At 33.7% G+C, this 11,633-nt stretch carries 9 protein-coding genes; 6 read left to right on the forward strand and 3 right to left on the reverse strand.

The genetic code is table 11. The features are described 5' to 3' along the window. Window positions 1–32: 32 nt before the first annotated feature. Complete coding sequence (locus OPS21_RS01610; protein WP_010402600.1) at window positions 33–266, reverse strand: hypothetical protein; 234 nt, start codon at window positions 264–266, stop codon at window positions 33–35. Window positions 267–404: 138 nt separating this feature from the next. Here OPS21_RS01610 and ileS point away from each other — a divergent pair, with 138 nt between their 5' ends. Further along, window positions 405–3,575 (forward strand): isoleucine--tRNA ligase, encoded by a 3,171-nt coding sequence (gene ileS, locus OPS21_RS01615; RefSeq protein ID WP_264336238.1) that lies wholly within the window; start codon window positions 405–407, stop codon window positions 3,573–3,575. A gap of 44 nt (window positions 3,576–3,619) precedes the next feature. Continuing rightward, window positions 3,620–6,718: a hypothetical protein gene (locus OPS21_RS01620; protein WP_264336237.1), complete on the forward strand. Its 3,099-nt coding sequence runs from the start codon at window positions 3,620–3,622 to the stop codon at window positions 6,716–6,718. On the opposite strand, the gene pheT is transcribed toward OPS21_RS01620, so the two are convergent. After that, complete coding sequence (pheT, locus tag OPS21_RS01625) at window positions 6,715–9,054, reverse strand: phenylalanine--tRNA ligase subunit beta (RefSeq protein ID WP_264336236.1); 2,340 nt, start codon at window positions 9,052–9,054, stop codon at window positions 6,715–6,717. The genes OPS21_RS01620 and pheT overlap by 4 nt on opposite strands. Before the next feature lie 110 nt (window positions 9,055–9,164). After that, a complete protein-coding gene (locus OPS21_RS01630) occupies window positions 9,165–9,434 on the reverse strand; it encodes a hypothetical protein (protein ID WP_010402566.1) in 270 nt (89 codons plus the stop codon). 216 nt (window positions 9,435–9,650) lie between these two features. On the opposite strand from OPS21_RS01630, the gene OPS21_RS01635 reads away from it, so the two are divergent. The 4 genes from OPS21_RS01635 to OPS21_RS01650 are packed head-to-tail and all read left to right on the forward strand — an operon-like array spanning window position 9,651 to window position 11,630. Next, the gene (locus OPS21_RS01635; RefSeq protein WP_007302047.1) at window positions 9,651–10,376 is read left to right on the forward strand and encodes a F0F1 ATP synthase subunit A; all 726 of its coding nucleotides are present in this window, start codon (window positions 9,651–9,653) and stop codon (window positions 10,374–10,376) included. Between the two features lie 59 nt (window positions 10,377–10,435). Continuing rightward, complete coding sequence (locus OPS21_RS01640; RefSeq protein WP_006014985.1) at window positions 10,436–10,663, forward strand: F0F1 ATP synthase subunit C; 228 nt, start codon at window positions 10,436–10,438, stop codon at window positions 10,661–10,663. A gap of 3 nt (window positions 10,664–10,666) precedes the next feature. Further along, window positions 10,667–11,146 (forward strand): F0F1 ATP synthase subunit B family protein, encoded by a 480-nt coding sequence (locus OPS21_RS01645; RefSeq protein WP_010402544.1) that lies wholly within the window; start codon window positions 10,667–10,669, stop codon window positions 11,144–11,146. Between the two features lie 7 nt (window positions 11,147–11,153). Beyond that, window positions 11,154–11,630, forward strand: a complete 477-nt coding sequence (locus tag OPS21_RS01650) for a F0F1 ATP synthase subunit B family protein (RefSeq protein WP_010402542.1) — start codon at window positions 11,154–11,156, stop codon at window positions 11,628–11,630. The last annotated feature ends 3 nt before the right edge of the window (window positions 11,631–11,633 follow it).

The following is an 11,633-nucleotide window of genomic DNA, read 5'->3' on the forward strand; positions in this document are numbered from 1 at the left end:
AAGCACTTTGTGTGTTTTTATAAGTTTATAAGCTATCTAGATTTAATCCTTAAAGGACTACAACTCTCTGTTACGCAATCATATGAGACTTGATATAATAGATTTGCGGGATTTTTTTTCTTTTCCCACTGATAGTGTACTTTTTCAACCTTTCCAGAATTATTATATTCATAAGAAAGCGATCTCCAAATAACGCTGCTTTTACTATTATTTTTGTTAGCATCGTGAAATTTCTGATAAGGCCAACTGTTATTGTCTTTATTCATCTTTAACTTAAGTAAATAAGTCTGATTTATTAATATGCTGTATAATAATGTCAACACCTATCAATGTTTATAGAAACAGAGTTTTTGAATTTGTAATTTTCCAGAAAGCTCTATATTCTTTGATTTTATCCAGTTAAAATGAATATGAAGTATTATCCTGATACAAGCAGCAGTCCTGATTTTTCATTGCTAGAAAAGGAAATCATAAAATTTTGGCAGGAAAATAAAATTTTTGAGCAGTCAGTCGAGAAACGTTCCAAGGATCATTGTTTTGTATTTTATGATGGGCCTCCGTTTGCAAATGGACTTCCGCATTACGGACACTTGCTTACTGGTTTTATAAAAGATGCATTTGCAAGATATCAAACTATGCTGCAAAAAAGGGTTGAACGCAGATTTGGTTGGGATTGCCATGGGCTACCGGCTGAGATGGGCGCGGAAAAGGAACTTAGAATATCTGGTAGAACTGAGATAGAGAAATTTGGCATTGAAAAATTCAATAATCATTGCCGTACTTCTGTGATGAAATTTTCATCAGAATGGGAGAAGTATGTAAATAGACAAGCAAGATGGGTAGATTTTCACAATGACTATAAGACTATGGATAAGTCATTCATGGAATCGGTCATGTGGGCATTTAAGCAGCTTTATGATAAAGGTCTGGTGTATGAATCAATACGCGTTGTTCCCTATAGCTGGGCGTGCGAAACTCCACTCTCTAATTTTGAAACAAGGCTTGATAATGCATATAGAGAAAAAATTAGCAAAGCTGTAACTGTTGCTTTTGAACTTTTAGAAAACCCAAAGCAATTTAAACAAAAATGTAAGTTGCTTGCTTGGACTACAACCCCTTGGACGTTGCCAAGCAACCTCGCACTGGCAGTAGGGGAGGGTATTGAGTATTGTATGGTGTTAGTAAATGGTGAAGTCTGCATCTTTGCTGAAAGTTATTTAGAGAAATTTGTCAGCCACTGTGAACAAAGCAATATTCAATATGAAAACTGTAATACAAAACTTAAAGCGAGTGATCTTGCAGGTCTTTCCTATAAACCACTGTTTGATTACTTTAAAGATACAAAGAATGCGTTCCGTGTTTTCATTGCTGATTATGTTACAGGAGAAGATGGTACTGGTGTTGTGCACACTGCTCCTGGATTTGGTGAAGAAGATTTTTACCTTTGCCAAAGCCATGATATTCGGGCTGTTTGTCCAATTGATAACGCTGGAAAGTTTACTGCTGAAGTTTCAGATTTGGCAGGAGTTCATGTTTTTGATGCCAATGATACAGTAATCAAGAAATTAAAAAGGCAGGGGAGCTGGTTGAAAACTGAGCAATATATTCACAATTATCCACACTGCTGGAGAACTGACACTCCTTTAATCTACCGCACTATGCCTTCTTGGTATGTTGCTGTGACAAAGTTTAAGGGAAGAATGACAGAGCTAAATAAGAGAGTTAATTGGATGCCAAATCATATAAGAGATGGTCAATTTGGAAAATGGCTTGAAGGAGCGCACGACTGGTCTATTTCACGCAATCGATTCTGGGGTACTCCAATTCCTGTGTGGAAATCAGACGATGCAAAATATCCAAGAGTGGATGTGTATGGCTCAATAGCAGAACTAGAGCGAGACTTTAATGTTAAGATAGATGACTTGCACAGACCGTTTATCGATACTTTGACGAGACCAAATCCTGATGATCCAACAGGAAAATCAGTTATGCGTCGTGTACCTGATGTATTTGACTGTTGGTTTGAATCTGGCTCAATGCCATTTGCGCAAGTTCACTATCCGTTTGAAAATAAGGAGTGGTTTGAGAGTAATTTTCCTGCAGATTTTATCACCGAGTATATAGCACAAACAAGAGGATGGTTCTATACGCTTTTTGTACTTTCCACTGCTTTATTTGATAGTGAGCCATTTAAGAACTGCATATGCCACGGCGTTGTTTTGGATGTAAAAGGGCAGAAATTATCCAAACGTCTGAATAATTATGCGGACCCAATGGAAGTGTTTGACAAATATGGTTCTGATGCGCTGCGTTTTCTTATGCTGTCTGGTTCCATTGTCTGCGGTGGTAATTTACTACTCGACAAAGAAGGAAATTTAGTGCGTGATGTTCTAAAAAACGTAATAAAACCTATTTGGAACAGTTATCACTTTTTTACTATGTATGCAAATGCAGATGGAATTAAAGCTGAGATTTGTCAAGATTATCAAAGTACTATTGATCGCTACATGATTTCAAAATGTTTTGAAGCTGTGGAAGGTATGCGAGCTTCTATGAACAACTATAACTCTCAGGAAGCTTGCAAAATCTTGACAGATTTTTTTGAAGTGCTAAATAATTGGTATATTCGTCGCAGTCGCGAGCGTTTTTGGAAAAGTGACTTAGATCAAGATAAAACCGACGCTTATAATGTTCTGTACACAGTTTTTTATTACATACTACGGGCTGCAGCTCCTTTGTTGCCACTTATAACAGAGACTATATGGCAGGGGCTGAAGTATAAAGAAACATCTGTTCATTTGGCTGATTTTCCACAATTAGATAGATATAATAGTGAACTCATTGCCAAGATGGATTTGGTAAGGGAAATATGTAATGCTGCACTCTCTATTAGAAACATGTTTAACATACGTATAAGGCAGCCACTTGGTAGCATGACTATTTATCATAAGTCTTCCTGCAATTTTCTTGAAGATGAATATCAAGAGATGGTAAGAGATGAGGTGAATGTAAAAGAACTAGAAATAGTAAGTGAATTGAAAGAGGTTGCATCACTAGAGTTAAAATTAAATTTTCCTGTGCTTGGAAGAAAAGTTCCAGACAAAATCAAGAAACTAGTTCAATACGTTAAGGAAGGAAAGTGGAAGCAAGTTGAGAATGAGCAAATATTTCTGGGGGATGAAACAGAGAACTATACTATAGAAACAGGTGAATATGAACTATTGTTAAAAGCAAACAGTGAATATTCTTCTGTATTTGATAACAATAAAGGGATTGTTGTTCTGACTACTGAGCTCAATGACGAACTAATTCTAGAAGGACTCGCAAGAGATGTTGTGAGGCTTATTCAAGAAACTAGAAAACAAGCTGATTTCGATATATCAGATAGAATTAGAGTAACAATAAAAACAGAAGATGAAAAAATTAAGGAAGCAATAACTGCATGGAATAAATATATAAAAGAGCAGACCCTTGCCTTATCTTTGGACACTAATAAAGAGATCGAGGCCGATTTCTATTTTAAGGAATACCAAGGTTTGACAGTTGGTATTAAGTTAATAAAGTTGCAAAGTTAGTAATGTTTATGCTATACTTAAATTACTTTAAGTAGGGTGGTGATATGAATCAAGTTGTTGCAGATGGTCATAGAGAAGTTATTGATTTAAATAACAATAGTGATGGTTTAGGTAAAGTAGAATCTATTTCCAATGTTGCTTTGGAAGAGGAAGAAGAGTTTTTTGATGCTATGGAAGATGTTTCTAATGTAGAAGAAGGGAATGATTTAGGTCTTGCTAATTCAGAAGAGGAAGAAGAGTTTTTTGATGCTGTAAGTAAGCAGGATTGGTTAACTGATTTTAATATCCCACTCAGTATATTTCATTATAAAGGTTATAATTCTGACTTTTTTACCTCCTGGTATAATATGTCAAGCGAAATATTGAAAGAGATAAACAGAGCTTGCCCAGAGAAGAAAGTATTAAATTTAGCTCTGTCAGTTTTAATGCTCCCTTATATTGCTTTTACTGCACTGGGGTTAGTTATATACAGTAGATTTAAAGCAAATAGCAAGACACAAGAAGGTGTAGGGGAAGATAAGACAAAAAAGAGTGAAACCGGTGTACCAAAAAGATTGGCATACGGAGCTCTTGCTGCAATAGCAATTTTTGTTAATGTAACTGTACTTGTAGCCTTAATCGTTCCTGCAACAGTTGCTTTGGCTACTTTTTATCTTTTAAATAGAGATTTATCTCACTCTTTAGTTGCTGCTCTTAAAATAAGTATGGGGCAGTATTCTAATAAGCATCAAAATATTGAGGTGTCTTTTTGTGAAAAGGAAGTTTCTGAGCCAAATATTGCATGGGATATGAAAGTAAAATTTCCACCACAATTTAAACAATTACTTAAAGATTTATGCGAGAATGAAGATAATAAGTGGTTTAATGTGACACGAGATTCAGAGGATAATACCATACTAAAATTGTCAACTAACATCAATTTAAAAAATGGTCTTAAGCCCTTACATAGTGAAATCAAGAATGTGCTTGCAACTTCGATTCAAGAATGCGCAAGAACTATGGAAGAGCTGATGAAGCTAGAAAAGAAAGAGATTACATATGATAAACTGAAGGAATTGTTGAAAGAATTCAGGCTGAAAGTTGTAGATAGTATAGGCCATCAATTGACAACTCACTTAATAGAAAATGCTTATCAAGTTGCTTTTATACAAGCAATTAAATTTGCACAAAAAAGAAAAAAAGATTTTTCATTAGAAGATGCGCTAAGAGATATGTTAGTGAAACAAGAGTTGGAGAGTCAAGGTAAGGAATTACCAAATGAGAAAGAGATGATAATAAAAGATCTGAGAGAAGCAGGAGCAAAAGTACCAGATATCTTAGAAGATAGTGAATTTCCTGTATTTAAAGCAAAATGGAAACAGCTTATAAAAGAAGGGAAAATAGCTGAAAGGACAATAATTAATACTTATGAAGATATGTACCCTCAAGAAACAAAGAAAGCTCTAGATAATGCTAAAATAGAGATTGAGTGTTTAGAAAAAGAAGGACAAAAAAGATATATTAGAGTACGCGAAAAATTGAAAGAAGTATATGATGAAGAAAAAAATAACTTCATAAACGATGATTTAGAAAAGAAATTAGAAGATTTTTTAGAAGAGGAGGAACCAAATGGGATATACGAAAAATTGAAAGAAATATATGAGAATATAAAAGGGAATGGTTCAACATATGGTGTTTTAGAAAGGAAATCAGGAGATCTTTTAAAAGAAGTAGGAGAAGGTGAGAGACATGAAAAATTGAAAGAAATATACGAGATTATAAAAAAGAATAGCTTAGCGGAGGATAATTTAAGAAGGAGATTAGAAGGTCTTTTTAAGTTCGAGTATGATAATCAAGAGGTTAAGCAAAGGCTAGTAAAATCAGTAATGAGAAAAGCCAAAGATAAGTTAAGCCGATTAGGTATATTAAGCCTGATAGAGGAGCAGTTTGTAAATTTAGAAAAGAAGATAAAAGCTTCTTTAAGTGAAGAAGCTTTAGATGAAGTGAATGATTTTGTAGAAAAGGTGTATTTAGAAATAACGAAATGTAAAATGCTAAATTTATTTAGAGGTCAAGCAAAGTCTATGAAAGGATTATGTGACCTATTAAAAGAAGATGAGCTGGAGCTAATAGAAAGTATTAATACACATCGAACAGAAATTGCAAAATGCTTAGAGCAACGTATATCGTTAAAGGAAGAAATAGAAGAAAATGAGAATTTAAACAAAGATTTAGAAGGTGAGCGAATAGAGGAAGAGGAGCCGGATTTAGTACAGAGGATTAATGCGTACCGAGTGAAAATTGCAAAATGCTTAGAGCAACGTATATCGTTAAAGGAAGAAATAGAAGAAAATGAGAATTTAAACAAAGATTTAGAAGGTGAGCGAAAGGAAAAAGAAGAGCATCCAAATACAAAATTAATAGAGAAGCACTTTAAAAATAACCAAGAAATTCTAAAAGTACTAAAACAATTAGAATTAGAAAAAGAAGGATTATTGATAAATGAAAAAACAAAAAATGATTATAGAGAAGAACTAGAATCTCGTGAAAAAATAAAATTTGCAATAATAGAAGATGATTTACTGAAAGCGTTAGAGCATGAAACTTTTGACGAAGAAGCAATTAAGAAGTTATTAGAGAAAACGGAACTTGAGTACTACTTGGCAGAAAAGTGCATAAAAACTCCTATTATTAAAATAAAAAATAGTATCAAACACTTTTGTCAAGATTTACTGTCTCCTTTAATAAACAGATTGGTGGAAAATATAGTAAATAATGTACCAAAAAGCGATAAGAGTTCATGGCTCCAGCCTATGAAAGCTGTTAAGACAGGTTTGGGATATATTAAAACAGGTTTTGCTGTTGCAATGCATGGGGATAAGAGCGCAGAGGGAAAAGCGTTGAGTGTGGCGCATGATACTCATAAGGAAGTAGAAACATTTCTTCAACATTTTCAATCAAGTTATGAAGGAGTTGGAGGCTTTTTAGGCAATTTATTTTCTGATGATGGAACGACATTTAAAAATGATGTCTGGCCTAAAGGAGAAGAGCATTTGCATGGAATGTGGGATAGGTTTTTCAAGGATATTGAATTCAAGATAGGGAATAAATTGGATAAAGTAAACGTGACACAGCAAAATCAGGAAACGGCGATTACGGCTTAATGATGAGCTCTCAAAGTTCCTTCAGTATTTTCACACACTAAGTTGACTATCATATTTGATTCTTTTTGGATTTCCTCTTCAGTTAAAGTGTGAGTTGGAGAGCAGAAAGTAACTGACAATGCTATAGACATCTTATTCGGCTCTATGTTATTTCCATGGTATACATCGAATATCAAAACTTCTGTGATGAGCTCTGAGCTTTTTTTCACCATATTGATTATACTGCCTGCTGCTACATCTTTATTTACAATAAATGCAAAGTCGCGTTTTACACTTTGATATTTATAATCGATAAATTTTTTTCTACTTATAGGTAAATTTTCGATATTTTCTAATATCAACTCAAAGCCTACAATTTTTTGTTTGATGTTAAAAAAATCCAATATACTCGGATGCAATTCTCCAAAATAACCAACTATTTTACTTCTAAAAGATAAGGAGCCTGATTTTCCTGGGTGATAATATTCTTTTTCTGCTCTTTCTATTGCTAAATTATCACAATTGACATTAAAAAGTTCCAAAGCTGTTATGAGGTCAGCCTTTGCGTCAAAAATATCTATTTTTCTATCAGTGTTATAGTGGTTTTTCGGCGAATTATTTCCTGATCTAATTCCACTTAAAACGTACTTAGACTGAGCCTCACCATTATAAATTGGTCCAATTTCAAAAATTGCGAGATCAGATATCCCGTGAGCAATATTATCTACAGTGACTTGCAACAAATTTGGTATGACACTTGGCCTCATTATATTGAAGTTATTATTAAATGGATTATCGATAATGAATAACTTATTCAAGTAACCAAACTTTTCAGCTATTGATTCACTCATAAAAGACCAAGTTATCACTTCATGAAACCCTCTGCTTGTCATTAAAATGCGCAAATCATCTTGTGTCTCTTCTTCTACTGTAACGTCTTCTGCTAGTTGCTCTTCCTTTATTTTATCATAGCCGTATATTCTTACTGCCTCTTCAACTAAGTCAGCAGGTATGGTTACGTCCGGTCTCCAGCTTGGTACTTGTATATTCCAATTACCTTCGGTTTTTTTATCGATACTAAACCCTAGCTTTGTTAAAATATCGAATAGCTCATTAGGTGATGCAGATACACTTCCAAGTTTGTTTGCATTCTGATAATCAAAATTTATCTTGGTATCAGCCTTATTCAGATTGCCAGCAGACACTACGCTTGAGATTTCTCCACCACATAACTCCAAAATCACCTGGGCTACAAGATTCAGCCCATCAAGAATGAATCCATGATCAACTGAGCGTGCAAACCTGTAACTTGAGTCTGTGGAGATGCTGAGCTGCCTTGAAGATTTAGTGATAGAGATGGGGTCAAACCAAGCAGACTCTAAAAAGATATCAGTAGTCTCAAGAGAGCATTCACTGTACTTACTGCCCATAATTCCAGCAATTGCATGAACATTTTTATTATCAGAAATAACGCTTATGTCTTTGTTTAATAAGTACTCTTTATCATTTAAACCAATAAATTTTTCTTCGTCATTTGCTTTGCGTACTATGAGCTCTCCTTCTATTTTTTTTGCATCATACGCGTGCATCGGGCGCCCGAAAGATATCATAATGTAATTAGTAATATCAACTATTGCAGAAATGGAGCGCATTCCTATCGATTGCAATTTATCTTTTAGCCACTTTGGGCTTTCTTTATTTTTTACATTGGCAATGTATATTCCACTAATAAAGCTCTCCCCGTCAGTAACTTTGACGTTTACTGGTGAATTTATAGAGCAGGCAAGTTGTGGAACGCTTAAAGTCTTGAGTATCCCAATTCCAGTTGCTGCTAGATCACGTGCTATTCCGTAGACGCCTAAGCAATCCCCACGGTTTGGAGTAACATTTATATCAATCACAGAATCACAATTGAAAAATTTGTCCCCTATTTTATAATCGGCAGAAAGCTCAATTATTCCTTCACTTTCCTCTTGAGTTATCGCAAGTTCGAGAGCAGAGCAGAGCATCCCTTCACTTAGCACTCCTCGTATTTTCATAGACTTAATAGTGAAATCACTTTCTGGCAATGTGCTACCAAGAGATGCAAGTACAGTCTTCATGCCTTCTTTAACATTTTTTGCTCCGCAGACTATCTGCAGAACTTTACTTCCATCATTTACTTTACATAATTTTAATTTATCAGCATTTGGATGAGGTGCGACTTCTAATACTTCTGCAACAACAAACCCGGCCAATCTGGAATTGTCGATCACATTCTCTACTTCCAACCCTATGTGAGTTAATTTATCAGTAATTTCCTCTAAACTAGCATTGGTTTCTAAGTACTCTAATAACCAAGATAATGTGAGTTTCATCTATCTAACAAGAAACAAAAATTCATTGTAATGTAAAATGTGATGTTTTTAAAGTTTGTTGTAATAAGTGGCTTCTATATTGCAAGAAACAACAGAGAAGCCTACTCTTTCTACAAAGAAAGAATTTTCTTTATATCACCTTTGCAGTCCATTTCCATGCAGAGTTGAATGTTCATATTGTGATCATCTATATGGAAATTATAAATGTAAGCATCACCAGTGAAATTTCCTATAACATCATGGCTTTCATTTAGCATTTCACCTGCCATGTGGAAAAGACCAGTGTCTGAGTTAGAAGAATAATCTGTAAACTTGATGTACCCGTTACCACATTCCTGTTCTAAATTTAAAGGTGGATTAGTAAAATCTATTTCGTTCATAATTGCCTCATATTAAAATTAAATTATAGTTAAAATAAGATGTTAAGTCAAGAATTTAGAATAAGATTGGTAGCTGACTATAATTTGCATTTTAATTGTATATTTTGTTAATATGTTAATGCTATAATAATACAGAGCTCCTTATATTAATTCTTGACTTTATTCTATAAAATTTATACTTTATTTACTGCTGCAGTTTAAGTATACAGGGTCAAAATGGCGTTAAATCCGCTAGAACAATTTAAAGTATATACAATAATAGAACTACCAAAATTATTTGGGTATGACATAAACTTTACCAACTCATCTCTTTTTATGATGATCTCGGTGATATTAATGGTACTGTTTTTGCTCCTTGGAATAAGAAAAGGTGCAGTAATACCAGGATATTTGCAAGCTGCAGTTGAATATGTATATGATTTTGTTGTTTCAATAATAGAAAGTAACACTGGAAGCAAAGGTTTGGAGCACATTCCTTTGATATTTACAGTATTTATTTTCATTTTATCGTGTAATTTAGTTGGTGTTCTTCCTTATAGTTTCACAGTTACAAGTCATGTGATAGTTACCTTCGCTTTATCAATGGTGGTTTTTACTTATATAACGATTGTTGGGTTTAAAGAAAGAGGAGTAGAATTTTTACGCATATTGCTACCAAAAGGAACTCCTTCGTGGCTTGCACCTATAATCATCATTATTAAATTATTTGCTTATTTAGTAAGACCGATTAGTTTATCAATAAGGCTTGCAGCAAATATGATTGCGGGTCATACAATCATCAAAGTGATAGCAGGATTCGTCATAAATATGAACATATTTTTTACACCTGCACCTTTTTTGTTTATAATTGCACTAATAGGATTTGAAGTATTTGTTGCAGTTTTGCAAGCTTATATATTTACTATATTAACATGTGTATATTTGTCAGATGCAGTAAAGTAATTGACTTCCTTGCAGAATATTTTACAATTATATTATAAAGAAATAGTTAAAGGTAATATATGGATTTAGTGGCTTTAAAATTTATAGCAATTGGTTTGGCTGTATTTGGAATGCTCGGTGCTGGTTTAGGTATAGCTAATATCTTCTCTGCTATGTTAAATGGGATTGCGAGAAATCCTGAGTCAGAAGGTAAAATGAAAAGTTACGTTTATATTGGTGCTGCCATGGTTGAAATCATGGGGTTGCTTGCGTTTGTACTTGCAATGTTATTAATATTTGCTGCTTAACAGATGCCACAGCTTGATATTTCAACTTTCTCTTCTCAAATTTTTTGGTTTTTAATTTTTTTCTCTTCACTTTTTTTTGTAGTGAGTTGTTTGTTTTTACCGAAGTTAGATGAAATAATAAGCACTAGAAGTAAAGAAGTGTTAGATTCATTTAATAGTTCTATTCACCTTTTAAGACTTACAGAAGAGCAAATTGCCAAGTATAATGCAGCTTTAAATCAAGCTAGAGTACGGGCAAAAAAAATCATAGATGATGCATTTGCTCAAGTAGAAGAAATGAGAGCGAATGTTAAGGATATATTGGAAGAGGAAGACAAGAAGATGATTAAACTTGTTGAAGAAAAGGTAGTACAATTTAAATCTAAGTATATTAGTGAATTAAAACAAATGGCTACTAGTATTGCTTTGATTTACTATACTAAGTTAACTAATTCTGAGATTGAAGAGGAATTTGTTGCTGATTTGGTATCCAAAGAATTTTAGGGTTTTTATGTCTACATTACTAGTTATAAGCCTTGCTTTTTTAGTAGGTTTTATCCTCTCATATAAATTGCTAAGGAAGGTAATAAAAAACGCGCTTAACAATAAACGTAACAAAAGCAAGTTTTCAAGTGAAGAAACTGAAAAATTCAGAAAAGATATGTTGGAGTATTACAAAAAATCTTCTGAAAAATACAAAAAATTAGATGCAGAAGTTAACAAAATGATGAATGAAGCACTTGATAAGGCTAATAGTATTATTAAGCATAATAGACAGCAACTCGATCAAACGTTAGATGAAAATTCCCATTCTAATTTGAAGAAAGTTACTGACCAAGTTGAAAAAGCTCTTGGGGATTTACAAGCTAACACAGCGAGTATAGCTGCTGATGCTGTAAAAAAAATAATGCATGAACGTAAAGATGATAAGCGTAGTAGTGAGGTTATATCTTCGTTTTCACGTGACTTGAGCAAAAAGTTGCATTAAGTT

This window comes from Wolbachia endosymbiont (group B) of Chorthippus parallelus (genome assembly GCF_947251815.1).
GTDB lineage: Bacteria > Pseudomonadota > Alphaproteobacteria > Rickettsiales > Anaplasmataceae > Wolbachia.